Consider the following 21,826-nt stretch of genomic DNA (forward strand, 5'->3'; position numbering starts at 1 on the left):
TGCATCATAATAGTTTATTATTAAAACTCACTCTTGGCAATCCAATCTCATGTTCTCGAGGATATGGAGCTCGAAAAGTCATACTCACATCTTCTTTCATTCGTTGTTGCGCTTCATATTTCTTTTCCTCATCGTGGCAATATCGTGGATCAGGAATAAATGGCATCTTTGCCATTTTAGTTATTGTAATCGTAGGAAAATGAAAGTCTACTTCTACCATTCCTAAAAGTAAATAGCATCCCCCACCCTGAAAAGGATACTTTTCAAGGGAGTCCGGGAAATGTGCCGTATCAAAGTAATTTCCATGGACATCGACCCAGGTTCCAAAATACATTGTTCCCCTTTTCGTCGGAACATGTTTTCTAGAAATCAAATAGGCTAGCATTTTAACTTGCTTCTTATGATATTGAACAAGCTCATTTGCCATCACTGTACCCCTGTACTTTGTCTGCAATAGATCAAAAGGTGTACAGGACACTGGAAAACTTAAAATTTCTATCTCATCAAAAGCATCTTCAAAGATGTTTCTTTTCAGTTCCGGAATTTTAAATTCCTTCACAGGCTCCTCAAATAATGTTTCAAACCGATGTTCTGGTTTAAAGTCTCCAAGCAATACCCTTGCTTTTAATAATAATTCATTCTTAGGAACTCCGCAAAATCGAAAAGCACCAATAAATATCAATATCTGCAACGTTTCTATACCAATAGGTATTCGTTTGATAAAATCTTCCATGGATTTGTATTGTCCATTTCTTCTCCTTTCTTCGGGAATCAATTGTCCGAGTCTTGATTCAACTTTTTCAAGATGCATAAATCCCAAATAGATCTCATCGCCATAAATCGTAGCTTGGTGCTCACTCCTGTTTACACATGGATTCATAATCTTTCCACCAGACATCCTTGCTTCATGAACATACACCTCCGTCCGGTAAAAACCACCCATATTATTGATAACTGACACCATAAACTCCAACGGATAGTATACTTTCAGATATAAACTCTGATAACTTTCTACAGCGTAAGATGCAGAATGTGCCTTGCAAAATGAGTAGCCTGCAAATGATTCAATCTGTCGGTAAATCTCTGCACTCAGTTCTTGCGGGTGTCCCTGTTGTCTGCAAGATGCAAAAAAATCGTCTTTTACTTTTTGAAGTGCCGAAAGTGACCTACCTTTTCCGCTCATTGCCCTTCTGAGAATATCACCATCCGCTGCGGATACTCCCCCATAATGCAGCGCAATCTTAATAACATCTTCCTGGTACACCATGATGCCATAGGTATCTCCGAGTTGCTCTTCAAAAACTTTATGAAAATATTCAAACTTATCTGGATTGTTGTGCCGAAAGATATATTCCCGCATCATGCCACTCTGCGCCACTCCTGGTCTAATTATCGACGATGCTGCCACCAGCACTTTATAGTTGTCACATTTTAACCTTCTAAGCAGCCCGCGCATTGCAGGACTTTCGATATAAAAACAACCTATTGTCCTTCCCTGGCTTAAAAATTCATTGCATTTTTCCTCATCCTTGGAAATGTTAGTGTCTTTGATGTTTACCTTAATTCCTCTTTTCTCTTCCAGAAGCCTAACTGTATCATTGATTGTACCCAGACCCCGCTGGGATAAGATATCGAATTTCTCAAATCCGATTTCCTCTGCCACATGCATATCCCACTGCACGATCGGAAATCCCTTGGGCGGCATTTCCAGTGCAGTAAAATTTGTCAGGGGTTCCTCAGAAATAATAATCCCACAAGAATGCATGGAACGCTGATTTGGAAACTTTTCTAAGAGCTTTCCATATTTCTGAACTTGCTGTACTATCTCATCTCGAAATACTCTTTCAGGATATTTCGACAATTCATCGAGTTCCTCTTTTGGTAAACCAAACACCTTCCCTACCTCCCGGATAATAGATCGGTACTTAAACTCAACATTCGTCCCACAGAACGCAACGTAATTTTTACCATAACGGTCAAAGATATACTCCAATATAGTATCCCGATCCTGCCAGCTCCAATCGATATCAAAGTCCGGTGGGCTTTTTCGGTTCTCATTTAAAAACCGCTCAAAATAGAGATCGAGTTCCAAGGGGCAGATATCGGTAATACCCAGACAGTAAGCGACAATACTATTTGCACCACTGCCCCTACCAACATGCATGAAGCCCACACTATTACTATACCTGATAATATCCCATGTGATCAGGAAATATCCACTAAAATTAAGTTCATCAATAACTTTCAATTCCTTTTCGATCCGCAGTTTTGCCTGTCCGTGACTTTTCCCATAACGTCTTTCCAGTCCAACAAAAGCTAACCGTGATAAAAGCCTCAGGTCATCTTTCTTAGAACCTGTATAAAATTTTCTATTGCGTGGTGTTTCGAATGTAAAGTCAAAACTGCACTCCGAAAGAATTACAGTTGTATTCTGGATAATTTGCGGATAATTCCGGTAGGCATTTAAAATTACTTGCGGTGATTTTAAATACGCTGTTTTCGAGCAAATTTCACTTTCTGGTAATTTAGAAAGCAACATATTATTATCAATAGCCCTCAAAATCCGGTGCAGATTGAATTCTTTCTTCGTGCTGAAAGTCACAGGGTGTAACATGACCATTTTGGGAATCAATCTTTGATATTCTTTGCGGATCAACATATTTAGCTCTTCCTCCTGAATTCCAATATATTCATTATCATTAAGCTGTTCAGGTCTGTGAGCATTAAGTGGATAAATGATAAAACAGTTTTCAAAATCTGGTCGCTCAGGTAGATCGATACCATCACAATTATAAGATGTTAGAATCCGATTTACCTCTCCTATCCCAGTAAACTCTTTTGCAATGACAATATAGAGCAATTCACTCCCTTTACGTATCTCAACACCAACAATCGGCTTTATTCCATTCCCTTCACATTTTTTCTTAAATTCATAAATGCCCGTAATCGTATTGATATCAGTAAGAACAAGCTCTTTAATACCCATTGCGGCTGCCTGGCATACAAGATCGTCAATGGATAACGTTCCATAACGTAAGCTGTGATAGGAATGGCAGTTCAAATACATAGTTGAGCAATTAGCGTGAAAAATTAAAACCCACGGCTCTGCCGACCGCATCTTTTCCGAAACGATTCTTAATATTATCCATTGCCTGATACAAGCTGATGAGCTCAGCATTATCCTCAAATAAATTCATCTGATAACTACCGTGGACAAGATCAGTAAATCTTAAACCCACTAAACGAAGACGCATTCTTCGCACATATACCTTATCGAAAAGTTCAAGCGCAACTCTTGCTAAAGTATGATCAGATGATGTATAGCTTACACGGCTCTGTTTGGTTTCGGTGTCAAAGTTTGAATACCTGATCTTAATTACTACGGTTGCTGTCAACCATTTTTCCTGGCGAAGCTGATGGGCCAGCTGTTCAGCCATTCCCGAAATAATACTTCTAACTTCATACACATCCATCGTATCACTATTAAAGGTTCTTTCTTTTGAGATCGATTTTCTCTCTGAATATGGTACGACAGGAGTTTCATCAATTCCATTGGCTTTCTTCCATAGATCAACACCATTCTTTCCGATCATCTGTTGGAGCACCTCAACCGGCATTTCTGATAAAGTGCCTATAGTTCTTATTCCAACTCTTGAAAATAGCTGAAAAGTTGCATTCCCTACCATAGGCATCTTTTTGATCGATAAAGGGTTTAAAAATGAATGAACGCCTACTGAAGGTATCTCACGATGACCATGAGGTTTGGATTCCCCCGTACCAATTTTGCTCACTGTTTTATTTATTGACAAGGCATAACTGATCGGAAGTCCTGTCTCTTTTTCAATTTTGGCACCTAACTCATTCGTCCATTTATATGCCCCAAAAAATTTATCCATACCGGTAAGGTCAAGATAAAACTCATCGATGGAAGCTTTCTCCATTACCGGTGCGCTTTCTTCAATAACTTCTGTAACAGTATGGGACATCTTACTGTACAATTCCATATCGCCCTTCACTACTTTAGCCTGTGGGCAAAGACGTAGCGCCATTTTCATTGGCATGGCGGATCTAACGCCGAAAGTTCTTGCTTCATAACTACAGGAAGAAACCACACCGCGGTCTCCTCCACCAATAATCAATGGGATACCATTAAGCTGTGAGTTTACAAGCCGCTCGCAGGAAACAAAGAAGGTATCTAAATCCATATGTACGATAGACCGATTCATGTTTACTAAATTATTTAGCAAAATTGAGAAGATTTATCACAATTTATATTACTTTTGTTGTGATAAATTGTCACAAAATGTCAACACTCTCTATTCTAGCGGATAACATAAGGTATTTGCGACTTAAACAGGCACCTAATCTCTCACAAGAAAAAATTGCTGAGAAATTGATGATTTCCAGAGACTCATACGCAAAATATGAGACTGCGAAATACACTCCTCCCCTGGATGTATTGTTAGCTATTTCCCGCTATTATCATATAAGTACAGATCTATTATTGACTGTTGACCTCAGAAAATATAAACTGGAAGAAATGCTCAATCTGCCGGATAACAGAATACTGCTTCCTATTAAGACGGACTCATTAGGGGAAAACAAGATAGAAATAGTTCCTTACAAAGCTAAAATGGGCTATCTTAAAGGATATGCAGATCCTGAATACATCGAGGGGTTACAGACTATGTCTCTTCCATTTCTAAGAAATGGTAAGTATAGGGCTTTTCCCGCAGAAGGCGATTCCATGCCCCCTTACAAAGATGGTACTTATGTTATTGGAGAATACGTAGAGCGTATTAGTGATATAAAATTAGGTAAAGTCTATCTCCTTATCACGCGAACCGATTTTATATTTAAGCGGATAGAAAGCGTAAATAAAAAGTCCATCACCGTGAAATCAAATGAAAGCTTCTATGAAAACTATGAAATTCCTTTTTCTGACTTATGGGAAATCTGGCAACATGCTGGCAGCTATTCACCCCAGGAACTTGAGATTATCGACTTTGCAAGCGAAGATGTAAAATCAATGTTATTGAGATTAATGCAGGAAATAAAGGAATTAAAGGCAGCTATAAAGAATTGAGTGAATTTAGGAAAACAATCGGGAGCCTGTCACCTTAGGAGACTTCCGATTGTTTTTGAAGATAACTGTTGCTATTCACTTTCATATTTAACCCAGGCACAGCCTGAAATATAAACTGCAAATTCGGTATCTCCAATGTGGCAGATCGTAAACTCGTCTTCCCTATCCGTATTGAATTTTTTAGTGAATTCTACACCCCCAAAAATAAACTTTTTATTCTCTGGAAGCGATCCTAGCGTTATTTCTTTCGTCATTATCCCAAAAATAATAAACAAAACACAGAGATTTTACGGTTTACCGTAATTCTTTGAAATAATCAGATTTATATTTTGATCAGCTTTGATATAAAAGAAATATCCGAACTTTTAACAATGACCCTAACGCCAGAAGGATATTCAATCATAACTGGAGTTTCAGCATAGTTAGAATCTCCTTCCACTGCATTCCCATTCATTAATTCATTTCTAACAATCTCCAGTGTATGACTTTGCGGCGAAATTGGCTCATGAAAGTTTTCAGGGGCTTTCACTTGAACAGATAACATCGAATCGGATACACCATGCTGCTCCAGATATGGATTGATCGGTTTTCCGGTTTCCTTGTGCTTTAAATATGCAAAATAGCTATACGGACGTGGTGTAAAATTCAAAAGCCAGGCCGCCATTTCTATAGCTAGTTCAGAAGTATTCTTGTCCTTTTTCAGGAAGTAAATTAAAGGCTTAAATTTTGCCGGATTAATCATTTTAACTTCCAAAAGCGAAACCTCGTCCTTCATCGACTTATCCATGAAATTTTTGAGTGTACGCATATCATAATGGTTCGAAATTTCCATGTAGCTCATAATACACTCATTTCTAACCTTCGCTGGAGTTAAGTACAGCATATTATTTGAAATTATCCCTTGTTCTTTGAGTATCAAATAATGGTTTCTTACAGCATCTCTATATTCATTCGTCATAATTTGAATTATTTATATGTCCTAACTATGATTTAAAGTTCATAATTTTTGGCATAATTTAATAATTCCGGACTGCTATAATACTATAATATCTTTTGTTAAAGGGAAATTTATTTGAGTCTACACTTAAAAACTAAACCGAACTAATGGGACAACCTCGTGTCTTCATATTTTTTTCGTTCAGTTTTCAAAGAAACCAACCATTCCAAATACATTCCTTCAGGCATATTTCGATAACCTATTTCATGAATATGCTTATATTCTTTATTCAACAAAGAAAGCAATTCTTTTGCTTTTGGTTCAGTAGCAACTAATTTTTGATATTGCTCCTTATGCGTTTCTGCTTTTAAAATCAATGCAGTCACTAAATAAGGATAAACCTCCAAAGCTCTTTCCGCACATTTCAGGGCGAAGCTTCCATCATTTTCGGGAAACGATCTCTTATAGCCATTGGCAAGATCCACCAAACATAGGGCAAGGCTTTCACGATCAGTTAAAGCCTTCATATAAACACCGTTCTGTATCGCATCCAAATGTATAAATCCCGATGCCATAAGCCATGCATCCTGTGGGAAAACACCACTCGTCAATTCCGTATTGTACCAACCTATTGACTTTATATTATGCTTAATATAGATGTGGTTTGGAGCTAGCGCCAAACTCGCATCAGCACCAATCTCTTCTGCAAGTATTTTATATAGGTATGGTAGAGAATTACAGTTACCTTTCTGCGTATTGACCAGTTTGGAAACAAAAAGGTTTGTTAACTCTTTATGACCAAATACGTCATTAAAATCATAAGAAAAGGGTTTATAATGAAGCGTATCCTTATTCATAACAATCGGTGTTTCTTGGCAGATAATTGAAAATATAGCGGCATATTTACTCACTGCTACTTTATCGTTTCCGTCATAGGTCAAGTCTCTACTTTCTATAATTTTTTTTGCAAAGTTGGCCATGAATTTTATTTTCCGGTTTACTTCGACTGTATCCAGCTTACCTTGATAATAAGCATCTTCAACACTTAGCACAGCAGTTTTAAAACTATAAGCCTGTTTATCAGCCAACATATTATTTATCGTCTGAAAAGCATCATCGTAAAACTTATTTTGTTGTGCTTTGACAAAATTGGTTATTGAAAGAACTAGGGTAATAATAAAGTATTTCATAATTTGGAACTCTTAATCATAAAGAGTATTAGATTTTATTGTTATCAAGATGATCAATGATTTCGATCACCAATACATCATCGGTTTTTTTATCGTATTTCGCAAGGAACAAATCTATTAGCCGGCTTAATTCCTTCAACGAGCACAGACGTTCATAACTAATATTATCCTCTTTTAGCAATTCTCCCATGCCTCTTTTTGACTTAAAAAACCGATATTCTGTATCCGTACTAACAGAATGTTCTGCAAAAATTATAATCTTGTCAAAATCCAGGTCTATATACTGATCGCCTAACAAGGTAGCTAGTGAATTGCGTCTGATTGCTTTAATAATATTTTCTAATTTCATCTCTATTCGCATTTCATAATTAATTTCATTCAACAAGGTTTAATACTTTCCAGCCATCTTTGCCAGAATACCATACCCACAGCCTATTTATAGTAACTGTACCGTCACTGTAAATAACCTTCTCCTCTATTAATTGCTGATCTTCTCTTTGATATTCAATGGTGAAAACCCTGTCTAAACCTTCAAATTTTGGAAACCCATTTAACTCTAACTCTTCAAAAAATGATACTTTCAAGGCTGATGTTATCATTTCATGGGTCTTCTCATTAATTTCTACAGAATGTTCTATCATAATATTCTCAGCTTCCTTCCTGAAATCTTTACAGGAAATAATTCCATCAAGATCTTTGTGACCATAAAACTCCTCAATACTTAAAATTGCACCTTCAGGCGTAGAACGATCTGGTCTGAAAAAATCATTACCCTCGTCAATTCGAAATCCACATTCTATTTCAAAATTGAGTTTTTCCTCTTCTCCCAACGTATTCCAATAATGTCTTATAGAGTAGCCTCCAAGCATTCTTTGCCCCTCAATAATCATCCAGTCTATAGCTGTATTTAAAGGGACTTTTTTCGGCTCATTATTTTCTGACAAAACTCCACAGTAATAGCTATCTTCAATCCTAATATTTTCTAACCAAACAAAAATGCCATTCTCATTCTGAAATTTGATCGCAGAATAACCAGAATAACCACTTTTAACTAGCTCGTTGAAATACCAGATTGTGTTTTTTGCTTTATATAATAAATAGAGATATTCTTGATTTACCTCTAACTGAAAACTTTTATTCATGTTTCACAGGTGAATGTCACCGTTGTTTTAGGGTTACATTATTATAGTCGAGCAGACATCTTTTAATTTATAACTTTACACATCGCATTTTGGGTTATACAATGCAGTTCAAACAGATCAATTTATCGAGGATTATTCAGCACAAAATAGCTCTTATCCACTGTGCCGATTTCAAAAATCGTTTTGCTGTATCATCCCCCCATTGCGCCCCATAATCAAACTCAAAGTTTTTGCAATTGTCATTTTTCAAAACCGTATTGGCGGTTAGTAACAGCTTTTTTCTATCAATAGTTCCTGAAAGCTCGTGAAATTTCTTTTTCCAACCTGCGGATGGATTAGCGCCACGCCCAGTATCAAAGAAATTAATAAGCTGAACTTTAATCTCAAAATCATCCCAATCATCTTCAGCAATTTCTAAATTAAAAATGCCATTCAAGATTTTATAACAGCCCTGCTGATTTTCCACTTGAAATTTTTTCAAATAATCAATTAATGCGACATCCTTAGACGAAACCAATTTTAAAATCTTTTTAAAACAGATAATATCATGGTGAAAGGTCTTTTGCTGAATAATGTGCAATATATTTTTCAAAATTGAAAACTTCTCATTGATTGTTGCCTGTATGAGAATACCACGAACATGTTCTATTTTTAGAATATCTTCTAAAAAATTACTATTTGGGGAAATAAAGTAATTCACTTTAAGATAAACCGTAGTATGAAAAAAATCTTCTGGCGAATAGACAGTCATCTTATCATTTACTAACTTGGCTATCAAATTATCTCTGAGTAATGCTCCTAACCTTGCTACATATAACGATCTTAAAAAAGCACCATTAAATTCATTATTATAATTCAATAACTTAGGCAAAATGTATTTATAGCTTTTCCTCTCAATTTCTGATGAAATCAGTTCGTTAAAAGCGATTTCGAGATCCTGTTCTGTTTTTAATTGTTCTTCCCTATCACTAGATGATTCTTTATGCTTAAAAAGTAATAAGTCAAACCAGTTTTGGATTTTAATGAAATCACTCTCAGAAATAGCTAGTTCCCTAGCCAAGATTCTTGATTTTGCCAGTTCATCTTTTTTGAAGATTAAATATTTTTCATCCATTGCTACGACTTTCTACAGTGATATTTTATTTATATCTATGAGCGTTGAGTATCATAAACCAATAAACCATCATCGAACCAAACATCTTCATAGCCTTTATTGTCTATCAAAAATCGATTGCCAGGAGGAAGTCCCAAAAATTTTACTATGTCAGGAAAACCTTCCAATAAATGAAAAATATGAATTGGTTTAAAAAAATCCTCGGATTCCGAATACTCTCCGGCCCATATATACCAGCCCGAAGTATCTCCTTCGGGAAAATGTCTCAATCCATTTAAAGGCATTTCACCACTATTGAAGTTATCAGATATACCAATTTTTAAATCAAGGCTTGTATTAAAAAAATCCTGATCATATTTTATGCAAATCTCTTTTTGCTCTTCTATATATTTATTTTCCATTTGTTCTTTGTTGTATTATTTTTTTCATTTCCTTAGAGTATTGACTCATTGCTGCTCCTTGTTTTGCAGAACAAGTTTGACACTGAGAATTCACTGCATTTAATGATTTCATTCGTTTTGTATCAATAGTCCCCGTTTGGTAATGTTCTTTGACAAGTTCATATTTATGATTTGCTACCATTTTTGTATCTGTAACCCCACAAGTGACGCAAGGCTCTCCTTGAACTGCCGCACGTTGTGCAGCGGTTGTAGCATTATTAGGTCTTTTATATAGTGTATTTGTGACCGGTTCTGTAAGAGCATTTTTTGTGCCACTTGCTTCTGCACCCAACAATGGAGCAACACTTCCAGCCATTTCAAAAGCCTTCCCAACTGGCGTAGTTGCACTTGGGGTATTCACGTTCATATTTGGATCTGGACTAAAAGTCGCAATCATCCAAACGTCATATATGCCATTAATAGCTGAACCTACTGCTGAAAGTGTAGAAGAAATGGCATCTCTTGTAAAATTAGACAGTTGAAGAGCACCTGTAGCCCCACCCGCTGGAAGTGATTGAGCTTGGCCATTAAATCCTAAGTAAACAGCACCAGCATCACCACCTTGGCCTTGTATAGTCGCATTACTAATTACAGATCCGTCAGCTTTATATTCACTAAAACCTTTTGATTGATAATTATCTGCTGTTAAATCACTTTGCCATTGCCAGACATTATCTTTACCTAATCCCCATCCTAAGCCTTCTCTTCCATCAGGATCAATATTGCTGATAGGATTATTAAATACATAATTATATGGCGTCCAGCTTGAGAACTCTTCACTTAGCGGGTCGGGACTTATCCAACGACCATGTGTGTCACCAATTGGTTGGGCATCTGGATCGTCAAGATCGACTTCCAGAAAATCGACAACCTCACCCTTTTTGACATTGAAGCGTACTGATCCGATAGTGACAACACTATCCTGATCGTGAAATTCAAGGTATTTCCCTTTGCTTAATGTTGCAACTTTTGGATAGTACCCATATTTTTTAAAAGGATTTCCAGCAGCAATATTCTTTCTCCTTCTCTCGGCCTCTTCCGGACTGAGACTATCTCTAGTTTTTAGAACTTCCGCCATGTAAGGACGGGAGCGCTCTTCTTTTGTCAGCTTAACAGGATTGATCCACTCCTTTTTTTGGCTAACCTTTTTCTTGTGATTTACCTGCGCTTGGGAAAAGCTTAGTAGAAACAGCACAAGAAAAAATAAAATCTTTCTCATAATTTGTTTGTTTTTGGTTAATGGTTAATAATTCTCTAAGTATTCTATAATCTTTGGGCTTTTCCTTTTTTGGAGGCACCGGTTTTGCTTGCTTCTTCGCCTTTCTAAGTTTCTGCGCATTTATGATTTTAATACGCTCGGCGATTTCGTCACTTTTTTGCTTGTTTTCTGTACTCCTCAATGAGCCAAGCCATTTTTCATATTGGTCAAGTGGCATCTGCGTAAAACCTGATTGGTCTATATAATCGAAGTCAGACTTAATTTTAAGAAATTGTTCTTCCAATGGTGGATAATTACGGATATTTTGTAGCTGATCCTTATTTTCAGGATCAATACCAAATCTAGCACAGGCTTGCATAAAGCGCATTTGATCGGTATTGCTCTTCCATAGCGTAGCATTAATATTATTTGGATTTAATGCTAATGCTTTATCTAAAACTTTGGATACAAATTCATCATAACCATATTTATGAATATAACCACTGGCAAGATCAACATAGGTCTGTGATAAGATCTCTTGCTTACTTAGGTTCTGCATATACAATTTATTCTTTAATGCCTCAGCCTTGATATAGCCAGAATTAAGCACAAATGAATTGGCAGAAAACATTCCATTGGTGAGCTCTACACTTAGCATTTCACCATCAGCATCTTTAAACCGAATGTAGGAGTGATTAGGAGACATAACCAGATAAGCTTCTGCACCGATCTGTTCAGCTAAAATAAGGTATAACAAGGGCATCGAATGACATTGTCCTGTATTGGTTTTCATCAACTTGGAAACAAACATTTTGGAGTAATCCTTTGCGCCCATATAATCATCAAAATCATACATCATTGCTTTATGCACTACTTTTCCGTTAAGTTTACTGTCTTCCGCGAAGTATTTGAAAATGGATAAGTTTTTAGAAACATTGTCGGAATCTTCAATTCCACTATTTTTTATTTCTTTACGGATGATATTTGTGGCTTTCTGGATTTGACCCTGATAAGTTACCTGGAAATTTTTATCATTGTTATTGTATGCATTTTCCACTATAAAAACTGCATCAGCAATTGAATAACTTTCAGAATCAAGTTTTGAAAGATGTTCAAATGCATTGTAATATGCGCTAGTTCCTTTCTTGTCTGACAATGGAGATAGCTTAAAATTTCTTGAAAATGCTTCCGCACGAATCTCTGCCATCTGACGTTCAACTTCTTTATTTAGATGCTCTTGATCGGACTGGTAATTAACTTTCTTCTGTAGATTTACATAATTTGGGTAATTATTCATTCTAGAAGACAAATTGGATGTCTCATTCCGAATCACCGGAACACTATTTAAATTAGCTTGCTGAGGAGTTTCAGGAAGTTTTGGTAATCGTTGTCCATAGCAATAACATCCAACTATAAAATAGTAAAGTAAAATAATTTGTCTCATCGGTTTAATGTGTTCTTATAGGTCGATTTTGGCTTCGCAATATATTTATTTTATAAAAACTAAAACATAGGGGTTTTCACGGAATTTTGAATAATTCTCTCTGTTTAGCTTTTCATTTCTAATTCTTTAAAAACAAAATTAAACTGCGATAACGCCAAAACCTGTCGTAATATAATAGATGTTATTACGAATTTGCACTTATGTACTTTATAGGGGTAAAATACAAAAGGCATGGAACTATGACGCTATGTTAGAGAGGTACTGCGAGAACCCGACAACCATATAGACGAACTAGCCCATGCCCATATAATGGTACACGGGCGTAAGTCTGTCAAAAAATGGTTGTAAAGAAGATTCGCAGTTTTCTCTAACCAGTTGACAGCTTACGCTTTATTTGTTTTCGATAAATTTTAGGATGTAAATATATAAATATTTTTTAAACGAAATTTAATTTCACCATCAAAGGATGTAATTACACATATCTTAGACAATTATTGAGCAATCCCAATTTTACATAAAATTATTCAAACAATTGCAAGATTTAATGCAAATCTATTACAAAAATTAACTTTTTCAATAAAATATAATTAAATTTGTAAAGCGAGACCTCCGAAACCTTTTTAATGACTTTCTTCTCTAAACATATAACTGATGTCGAGGATATGTATAAATCCATATACAATACATATCGGGAACGTGTGTTTCAATACATCAGAGGAAAAGTTAAGAACAGAAATGATATTCGTGATATCGCACAAAATGTGTTTTTCCACCTATGGGAATATAGAGAGTCGCTGGGTGGTGCTAATACTGAAAATATAATTTTTAAGACCTGTAACCAAGAAATTTCAAAATTTTTCAAAACACAACGAAAACATGTATTTGAAAAAAATTATAATATTCCTGAAACACCTGATGATGCTGTCGATCAGCTGGATTCTAAACTCATTAAAGAACAACAACTGCAAGCAATGCAGGATAGCATTGAGTTACTTCCGACTTCAAGTAAGAAAATGTTCACAATGAACAAGCTTGAGGGCGTAACTCAGGAAAAAATTGCGGTTCAGCTTAATTTGTCAAAAAAAATTGTGCAAAAACAAATTTCAGACGCATTAGTTTTTCTTCAAAATTTTCACAAAAACTCTTAAAATAAGTTAAAGTCAGCTAAAAAGAGTTAAATAAATGCTCCCAGAGGGGATCTTTTTTCATTTCGTTCCTAAATGTAATAAAAGACCCTTTTCTATGAACAATAATGAACCTTACGTAGAACCACTCACCCCCCAGGAGGCAGAAGAGGATTGGCTCGCTATTATCGCTCGGATAAGAGCGCACGAAGTCAAAAAGAGAAAAAGAAAAATTACCCGCTTTGTATCTGCAATAGCAGCATCAATCCTGCTGTTAATCGGTACTATTATGACTTACAGGATGTATGTGTTACCTGACATTTACTTCGCTAAGGATAATGATTTGGCAATAACCTTGAAGGATAGTTCTCATATTACCCTTTCCAAAGGTGCAAAATTAACAGTATACAAATCCTTTCCCTCTTCAACAAGGGATGTTTTTCTTGAGGGTAATGCAGTCTTTAAGGTTAGCAAATCAAAAGAGCATCCATTTATTGTACATGCGGGTTCCTATGAAGCTAAAGTTTTAGGGACTGTATTTAAAGTGGTGCAAACAGGCGCTACTTTTAACGTGGATCTGTATGAGGGTAAGGTTCAGGTTAGCAACTCTACAAAACCCAAAGAATCATATATCATACAGCCCAAAGAAACATTTTCAAATATGGGCTCCAATCAAGTTGCTACTGTAGCACCAACAGCCCATGACGATTTCAAAATGAGAAGGATAAGCGCTACACTAGCTTTTACCGACTTCTATTTACAGGATGCCTTAAAGATCATAGAGAGGACTTATGGGGTTAAAATCATATTTCCAGCAGACCGGGCCTCTTCAAAAATATCTATTTTAAGCAAGGACGTCACCGTAGATCAGCTAATGGAAAATATATCAATACAATTAAACCTAAATATAAAAAAAGCCAATGTTAATACTTTTGAACTGGAGGAATAAACTCCGGTCTTTGATTACTGCGGACATAATCCCAGACATTTGCCCTAAGTTAGGTTGGACTTCATAAAGAAGACCGACGGGCGCAACCGTCGGTCCTGTATCCAACTAATAAAACTGAACGGAATTATTAATTTTTAAATACATGCAAAAATATGAAAATTTTATGCAGTGCCACTGCATTTCTATTATTCGGCTGGCACGGGCTGCATGCCCAACACAATCTCTCGCAAATGAGGGTAAGTTTTGAAATCGGTAAAACTCCTGCAACAAAAGCAGTTGAAAAATTTCTAACCGAAAATAACATACAGTATAACTACTCTATTGATGATCTAAAAAATTATACGGTTCAACCGCTAAAGTGTAAGAACGAACCTTTAATTGACTGTTTAAATAAGCTACTAAGAGATATACCGGTTGAAGCTTTAATAAATAATAATAGCGTCATTATTCGACGAAAAAAAAACAAAATAACATCTGATAATATTGAATTGTCTGAACCCTCTATCGCAAAAGCAGATACCTTACGCGAAGCATCTAAAATTCAATCCATTGAAGAAGTTATCCTAAATGCTGGATATTACAATGTAAAGGACAAGGAACGTACTGGTAGTATTTCTAAGGTAGCAGCAAAAGAAATAGAAAATCAACCTGTAAACAATGTATTTTCCTCCATCCAAGGTCGTATGGCAGGTGTCAACATTGTGCAGAATAGTGGTGTTCCCGGTGGTGGATTTGAGATTCAGATCAGGGGACAGAACAGTTTGCGGACAGGATCTTTTACAGATCCTAGCGGTAACGTCCCTTTATATGTGGTGGATGGCATTCCATTTAGTGATATTTTATCTCAAAAATCTCAAATATCTTCTACTATCTTTCCAGCCGGAAGCATCAATCCGTTAAATAGCATTAATCCTAATGATATTGAAAGTATCGAGGTTCTAAAAGATGCTGACGCTACCGCAATATATGGCTCTCGCGGTGCAAATGGAGTTGTACTTATTACAACGAAGAAAGGAAAGAAAGGAAAAGTAAGCCTGAATTTTTCTACCAATTATGGAATCAGTGAGGCTCTTTCAAATTTGAAGTTAATGAATAAGGATCAATATATCCAAATGCGTCGTGATGCATATATAAATGATAAAATCACAAACTACCCTGCCAATGCCTATGATATCAATGGTACATGGGATAAGGATCACGAAATAGATTGGGTAAAAAACCTGATTGGAAAGAAAGCAACATTAAGCAGCAGCCGGCTCTCATTAAGTGGCGGTAGTGAAACAACAAACTTTATGTTAAGCCTTGGCCACGATGAACAAACAACGGTATTCGGACAGGGTTTTAAATATACAAGCAATACTTTTAATTCAAATATTTCACACCGTTCAGTTGACAATCGTTTTCTAATAAGTGTTTCCAATATGTTCACGCAACAGAAGAATAATTTAGTGAGAACCGATATGACCAGAAATGCTTATTTGCTGGCTCCTATAGCTCCAAAACTTTATAATGAAGACGGAAGTCTGAATTGGCAAAACAACACTTTTACAAATCCTTTGGCAGCATACAACGCTTCCTACGAAAACGATACAAAGTTGTTTCAAAGCAATGTAAATATGGAATACCGCATCTATCAGGATCTTAAAATAAAACTGAATGCCGGACTGAATTATACAACCGTTGATGAGTTAGCCTTGACACCTAATACTGTTAACAATCCAAATTTGGCCTCTGGAGCATCAAGTGCCAATTCACAAGCAAACAGAAAGACCCAACAGGTTTTCTCCTTTATAACAGAGCCTCAAATAAATTGGCAGAAGAACTGGGGACAACACCATGTGGAAACACTTGTTGGAGCCAGTTTCCAAAGAAATCTGAGAACTACCGATGATAGATTTGGGTTCGGATTTGAAAACAACCAGTTTATTACGAATATCGGAGCTGCAAAAACAGTAATGACCTTAGAAGATTCCAATATCGAGTACCGCTATGCCGCATTATTCGGAAGGCTTAATTATCAGTATAAGGGCAGGTATTTTCTTAACCTTACAGGAAGACGGGACGGCAGCAGCCGTTTTGGTCCGAACAATAGGTTTGCCAATTTCGGTGCTGTGGGTGCTGCATGGCTTTTCTCAAAAGAAGCGGTCTTAAAAGACTTTAAGTGGCTCAGTTTTGGTAAGCTGAGAGGGAGTTATGGTTCAGCAGGTAGCGATAATATAGGTGACTTTCAATACCTTGATAATTACGCTGTTTCATCTTCATTAATTTACAACAATACCACCGGTTTATCTCCTACCCGTCTCTATAATCCAGATTATAGCTGGGAAATTACAAGAAAATTAGAGACAGCTCTTGAACTGGGCTTTTTCAAAAACCGTTTAAACATTACAACGGCGTGGTATCGTAACCGTTCTTCCAGCCAGTTGGTAGGTTACCAATTATCGGCAGTAACAGGATTTACAAGCGTAATCGCGAATCTTGCGGCAACAATTGAGAACACAGGTCTTGAACTGGAACTCTCGGGACGTCCTTTTGTTAGTGAAAAATTCCAATGGGAATCGGGCTTCAATATTAGCTTTCCAAGAAACAAACTACTATCATTTCCAGGGCTTGCAGGTTCCCCATACGCAAACCAGTATGTCATCGGACAACCAACAAATATTTTGAAGCTTTATCAGTTACAAGGAATTAATCCTACAACAGGTCAATATCAGTTTACGGACTTTAATGGCGACGGAAAAATTTCCGCACCAGATGACCGCCAGATTATAGAAAATATTGGTATCAAGTTTTTTGGAGGATGGAACAATACCTTTAAATATAAAAATTGGAACCTTTCTTTACTTTTTCAGTTTGTAAAAAAGAAAGGGTTAAATCATAATTCTTTTATACCTATGCCCGGCATAATGAACAATCAGCCAGTTGAAGTGCTTAATGTTTGGTCAGAAAACAACCCCTCAGGATTCTATATGCCATATAGCACCAAAAACTCGACAAGCCACAGTTTATTCCGCAGTAGCAATGCCACAGTATCTGATGCTTCTTTTATCCGCTTGAAAAATGTACAAGTCGCTTACAAAATACCCTTGCGAAATGAAATTTTTAAAAATGTTACGATTTATTTTCAGGGACAGAATCTTTGGACATGGACAAAATTCTTTGGAGTAGATCCAGAGGCCTTGATTCCTGGTTTTTTGCCCCCTCTGAGAACCTATTCCTTTGGAGCTCAATTTAACCTTTAAAATCTATTAAAATGAAAAAAACAAAATTTATAATAATGATGATTGTAATATTGATTACTGCATCATGCGAAAAATTAATTGAAGTTGACATTCCTGACAATCAGATCGATAGAGAGGCTGTCTTTAAAGATGTACAAACCGCTAATTCAGCATTGGCAGCGTTGTACGCAGATGTAATGAACAACTCGCCCATCGCCGGCGCAAACCTGGAAACCAATTTAAGCGCATATACTGATGAACTGGATAATTATACAACAGCTGCATCAGACACGAGAGATATTTTTCTGAACCAACAATTAGATACAAACAGTATTGTGTATAGTCTTTGGGCAAACTCCTATAAGCATATTTACACGGCTAATTCCATTTTGGAAGGCATCGAAGGTTCAACTGCCATAACAGCTTCAGATAAGAAGTATTTAAAAGGTGAGGCATTACTGATTAGAACTATTATGTTGTTCTATCTTAATCAACTTTACGGTGATATTCCTTATCCTGAGTCAACTAATTACAACATCAATAATACGATCAATAAAACCGCTTCAACAGAAGTCCTTTCAAAAATGGAAAGCGACCTGCTTGAAGTATCCCTCCTTCTCCAAAATGATTATAGGAATGCTGAGCGTATTTATCCCAATAGAATGGTAGCAAGATTGCTTTTAGCAAAAGTTTACATGGCAAAGCAAGAGTGGGATAAAGCTGAAACTGCACTGAAGGAAATTACACAAAGTCCATTATATCAAATGACGACTGACATCAATAAGGTCTTTCAAAAAACTGAAAAGCACATCTTATGGCAGTTAAAGCCTCACAACAATCAGTCCTTGCCACAAGCGTCTATATACTATTTTGTTAATGCGGCACCTTCTACATATGCATTGACAGCGGTGTTAATTAACTCATTCTCTGTCGGTGACCTGCGAAAACAGCATTGGATTGCCGCCGTTAACTTTAATGGAAACACATATTACAGAGCAGAAAAGTATAAAAACCGGGACTTTAACAACACAATGGAATATTCCATTATCTTCCGACTTGAGGAAGCTTATTTATTACTGGCTGAAACACTTGTTCAACAAAATAAATTTACAGAAGCCTTGCCATATTTAAACACTACAAGGCAGAGAGCACAAATTCCCATTTTAGCCATGCCCATAACCAAAGATTTATTAATGGATGAAATTCTGCTTGAAAATAAGAGAGAGTTTTTTACAGAAATGGGTCACCGTTTTCTTGACTTAAAAAGAACTGGAAAACTGAATACCCTTCCAAATACAAAACCTAGTTGGAAAGACTACCACAAACTCTGGCCCATACCACAAAAAGAGATTCTACTGAACGCTAACCTTAAACCTCAAAATACTGGATACTAATGAAAAATATTTTGCTCATATTTTTCTTTGTTGGAACACTACTGATTCCTGCACAAGAAAAACATGATACTATAATAAAATGGAAGAACCGATTTGCAACACTTGGCGGTGTTCCAAAGATATCATCGAATGGTAACTGGATTAGTATTCATAAAATGAATAAAATAGATGGAAACTGCTCTTTTGTTATTAGTACCAAAGGTCCTACAAAAACGATACACAAGATATTACATTCCAAAATAGTCTTTTTAAATGAAGAAGGTGTATTGGGACAGACAGGACCAGCTGTTGAATTTTTAAATCTTATCACAGGTAAAACCTATAAATATGAGAATAATGTAAAGGCTTATATCTTAGAAAACCTCAACAGATATGCACTTTTAACCAAAGATCATCATCTTAGAATCTTTGATACCTCAGGAAAGCTGCTTTGGGATTCGGCGGAAGTAGATGGGTGGGTCATAACCGATTCTAAAAGTAAACTATTCATTAAAAAAGAGAATGCCGACAGGTCGGAGATTATAGAGATCTCCAGAGACAAAGAAAAAGTTATTTACGCTACGCAGAACTCGATCCGGAAAATAGAATTTACTGCTTCTTTAAAACAGTTAGTCATTACAGAAACCACAACAGATACTGACAATGATAAATTGGTTGTAATGGATTCTGAAACTTCTGGCAAAAAGTTGTTGGAGCTGAGTATTCCCAAACAGGCAGAAGTTGAATTAAATGAAGTACAACAGGGCAAAGCCTACTTCATCAGTGCAAGGGTAAAATTCACAGAAGAAAAAGACCCAATTCTAGAAATTTGGCATGGCAATGATCCCTATGTTAATGAACACTTTATGATGTTCGCAGATCGAAAATTCTGGATATGGCATCCAAAAAAAAGCAAATTACAAGAGATAGAGGTGCCTCAAAATAACGAAGTTAATTCTCTTAACAACGATCGTTATTTCCTCACCTATCCACCTCGCAAAGATCATAATTTTGTTACCAGCGAACCGGAATTAAATGCCGCTAAAATTTATGATTTGAAATTAAATACCTTGACTGATATAGGAAATTTTAAACTGGTAAAACGGTTGTCCAAAGAATGGCCCTTGTTGCTTAATCATGAGGTTTTCTGCTCAGCAGACGGAAAATGGTTTTTAGCCAGCAAAGATGGTGTCAAATGGATTTTGTACAACTCCAATGGAAAAAAAGAAACATTGATTGATAAAACAGGATTAGAACGGCCTGTATTCTCCAAGAACGGAGAAAACATCTATTTTGACAGCGGCGATGATCTATGGAGTTTTAATATTAAAAAGAAGAAATTGAGTGCTATGGGTATCGGAAGAGGAAAAATGACTAAAATTACCAGTTATGTATCTAAAAGTGATAACTATACCATGATTTCTTTTTTACCTACTGAAAAGGTTCTGGCTGAAATATTTGATAAAGATAACAATATCATCTCGTATAAATTGTTTAGCTTGGGGAAATGGTCACAAATTATACCACCGACGAAGAATAGATTAACGAATAATATTTTGATGTATAATCAGGATATGACAACCTTTTATACTTTAGAGGAGAATTTCAATATTCCGCCAGCTCTGTATAGTTATGGTCTTGGAGTGCCAAAGCAACTGATTTTTGATGGCAATATTACGGATGATAGAGCAAAAAAAATAAGACAGGAGATTTATAGTTATTCTGCACTTGGAAAGCACTTTAGTGGAATATTATATTATCCTATTAATTTTGATCCAAAGAAAAAGTATCCAATGGTGGTTCGTATATATGATATGCAAAGATATCTTTCCAACGATTATCTTTCTCCCAATAAAGTACTACCTGAAGGCTCTCAAATTAGGACCTTAATTGAACGTGGATATTTTGTCTACTTGCCGGATACTACTGTCGGTGAAAAGGGACCTGGGCTTTCAGCCGTGGAATGTGTGCACAATGCATTGGATGCTGTACTCGAAAATCCTAATATTGATCATACGAAAATTGGTCTTTGCGGACAGTCATATGGTGGATACAAAACTGATTTTATAGCTACGAAATCCAATCGTTTCGCTGCTTACCTATCTGGTGCCGGAATTAGTGATAATATCCGTGATTTTTATTCATATAGTTATGCATGGAATAAACCTTTATATTTTATATATAATACTGTATACCAGATGCACACCACTGTTTCAGAAGATAAGAACAGGTATATAAAAAATAGTCCTATTTTAAATGTCGAGAAAGTAAATGCCCCAATATTATTATGGGCTGGAAAAAATGATAGAATTGTTCCTTGGGATCAAACAATGGAGTTTTATATAGGGCTCAGACGTTATCAAAAAGATGTTGTTGCTCTTTTTTTTAAAAGCGGAAACCATTCGTTCCTTAATGACAGCTCTGAAGAATTAGCCTTAAGTTCCAAAGTACTCGACTGGTGGGATTACTTCCTAATGAATAAAAAAGATATAACCTGGATAAACAAACAAATAAAAAAGGATGCCCAATAGGTGACTGTTGCACAACTTCACCTTAGCATTTTAAAAGGACAGCAGGAATACATTCCTGCTGTTTTTTATTTACATAA

The 21,826-nt window shown here is 36.2% G+C and carries 17 protein-coding genes; 6 read left to right on the forward strand and 11 right to left on the reverse strand.

The genetic code is table 11. The annotated features are described in order from the left end of the window. Window positions 1-4: 4 nt before the first annotated feature. Window positions 5-3,067, reverse strand: coding sequence for a DNA polymerase III subunit alpha (locus ACMA47_RS22090; protein WP_413931521.1), 3,063 nt, complete (start codon window positions 3,065-3,067; stop codon window positions 5-7). Window positions 3,068-3,077: 10 nt separating this feature from the next. Further along, window positions 3,078-4,226, reverse strand: a complete 1,149-nt coding sequence (dinB, locus tag ACMA47_RS22095; protein WP_413931522.1) for a DNA polymerase IV — start codon at window positions 4,224-4,226, stop codon at window positions 3,078-3,080. 77 nt (window positions 4,227-4,303) lie between these two features. On the opposite strand from dinB, the gene ACMA47_RS22100 reads away from it, so the two are divergent. Then, entirely contained in the window at window positions 4,304-5,086 is a 783-nt protein-coding gene (locus ACMA47_RS22100) for an XRE family transcriptional regulator (RefSeq protein ID WP_123861448.1), read from the forward strand. A 71-nt stretch (window positions 5,087-5,157) separates the two neighbouring features. On the opposite strand, the gene ACMA47_RS22105 is transcribed toward ACMA47_RS22100, so the two are convergent. The 9 genes from ACMA47_RS22105 to ACMA47_RS22145 all read right to left on the reverse strand — a co-directional run bounded on the left by ACMA47_RS22105 (window position 5,158) and on the right by ACMA47_RS22145 (window position 12,551). Then, window positions 5,158-5,340: a hypothetical protein gene (locus ACMA47_RS22105; RefSeq protein WP_076351056.1), complete on the reverse strand. Its 183-nt coding sequence runs from the start codon at window positions 5,338-5,340 to the stop codon at window positions 5,158-5,160. Window positions 5,341-5,408: 68 nt separating this feature from the next. Then, the gene (locus ACMA47_RS22110) at window positions 5,409-6,044 is read right to left on the reverse strand and encodes a hypothetical protein (RefSeq protein ID WP_076394283.1); all 636 of its coding nucleotides are present in this window, start codon (window positions 6,042-6,044) and stop codon (window positions 5,409-5,411) included. Window positions 6,045-6,187: 143 nt separating this feature from the next. Next, complete coding sequence (locus ACMA47_RS22115; protein WP_413931523.1) at window positions 6,188-7,213, reverse strand: hypothetical protein; 1,026 nt, start codon at window positions 7,211-7,213, stop codon at window positions 6,188-6,190. 28 nt (window positions 7,214-7,241) lie between these two features. Continuing rightward, window positions 7,242-7,562, reverse strand: coding sequence for a hypothetical protein (locus tag ACMA47_RS22120; protein WP_413931524.1), 321 nt, complete (start codon window positions 7,560-7,562; stop codon window positions 7,242-7,244). 25 nt (window positions 7,563-7,587) lie between these two features. Continuing rightward, entirely contained in the window at window positions 7,588-8,355 is a 768-nt protein-coding gene (locus tag ACMA47_RS22125; protein ID WP_413931525.1) for a DUF2314 domain-containing protein, read from the reverse strand. Window positions 8,356-8,491: 136 nt separating this feature from the next. After that, window positions 8,492-9,469 (reverse strand): hypothetical protein, encoded by a 978-nt coding sequence (locus tag ACMA47_RS22130; RefSeq protein ID WP_413931526.1) that lies wholly within the window; start codon window positions 9,467-9,469, stop codon window positions 8,492-8,494. Between the two features lie 35 nt (window positions 9,470-9,504). Then, window positions 9,505-9,870: a hypothetical protein gene (locus ACMA47_RS22135; RefSeq protein ID WP_413931527.1), complete on the reverse strand. Its 366-nt coding sequence runs from the start codon at window positions 9,868-9,870 to the stop codon at window positions 9,505-9,507. Beyond that, window positions 9,860-11,128: an RHS repeat domain-containing protein gene (locus ACMA47_RS22140; RefSeq protein WP_250253542.1), complete on the reverse strand. Its 1,269-nt coding sequence runs from the start codon at window positions 11,126-11,128 to the stop codon at window positions 9,860-9,862. The genes ACMA47_RS22135 and ACMA47_RS22140 overlap by 11 nt, the downstream gene beginning before the upstream one ends. Beyond that, the gene (locus ACMA47_RS22145; RefSeq protein ID WP_413931528.1) at window positions 11,049-12,551 is read right to left on the reverse strand and encodes a transglutaminase family protein; all 1,503 of its coding nucleotides are present in this window, start codon (window positions 12,549-12,551) and stop codon (window positions 11,049-11,051) included. Before ACMA47_RS22145 ends, ACMA47_RS22140 begins: the two co-directional genes overlap by 80 nt. A gap of 662 nt (window positions 12,552-13,213) precedes the next feature. Between ACMA47_RS22145 and ACMA47_RS22150 the strand changes: the two genes are divergently transcribed. The 5 genes from ACMA47_RS22150 (at window position 13,214) to ACMA47_RS22170 (ending at window position 21,749) form a co-directional block, all read left to right on the forward strand. Continuing rightward, a complete protein-coding gene (locus tag ACMA47_RS22150) occupies window positions 13,214-13,699 on the forward strand; it encodes an RNA polymerase sigma factor (RefSeq protein WP_413931529.1) in 486 nt (161 codons plus the stop codon). A gap of 94 nt (window positions 13,700-13,793) precedes the next feature. Further along, window positions 13,794-14,624, forward strand: coding sequence for a FecR family protein (locus ACMA47_RS22155; protein WP_413931530.1), 831 nt, complete (start codon window positions 13,794-13,796; stop codon window positions 14,622-14,624). A gap of 152 nt (window positions 14,625-14,776) precedes the next feature. Beyond that, complete coding sequence (locus tag ACMA47_RS22160; protein WP_413931531.1) at window positions 14,777-17,866, forward strand: SusC/RagA family TonB-linked outer membrane protein; 3,090 nt, start codon at window positions 14,777-14,779, stop codon at window positions 17,864-17,866. Between the two features lie 11 nt (window positions 17,867-17,877). Beyond that, window positions 17,878-19,239 carry a RagB/SusD family nutrient uptake outer membrane protein gene (locus tag ACMA47_RS22165; protein ID WP_413931532.1) on the forward strand — a complete coding sequence of 454 codons (1,362 nt, stop codon included), beginning with the start codon at window positions 17,878-17,880 and terminating at the stop codon, window positions 19,237-19,239. Then, a complete protein-coding gene (locus ACMA47_RS22170) occupies window positions 19,239-21,749 on the forward strand; it encodes an alpha/beta hydrolase family protein (protein ID WP_413931533.1) in 2,511 nt (836 codons plus the stop codon). Before ACMA47_RS22165 ends, ACMA47_RS22170 begins: the two co-directional genes overlap by 1 nt. The last annotated feature ends 77 nt before the right edge of the window (window positions 21,750-21,826 follow it).

It is taken from the genome of Chryseobacterium sp. T20 (assembly GCF_047345655.1).
GTDB lineage: Bacteria > Bacteroidota > Bacteroidia > Flavobacteriales > Weeksellaceae > Chryseobacterium.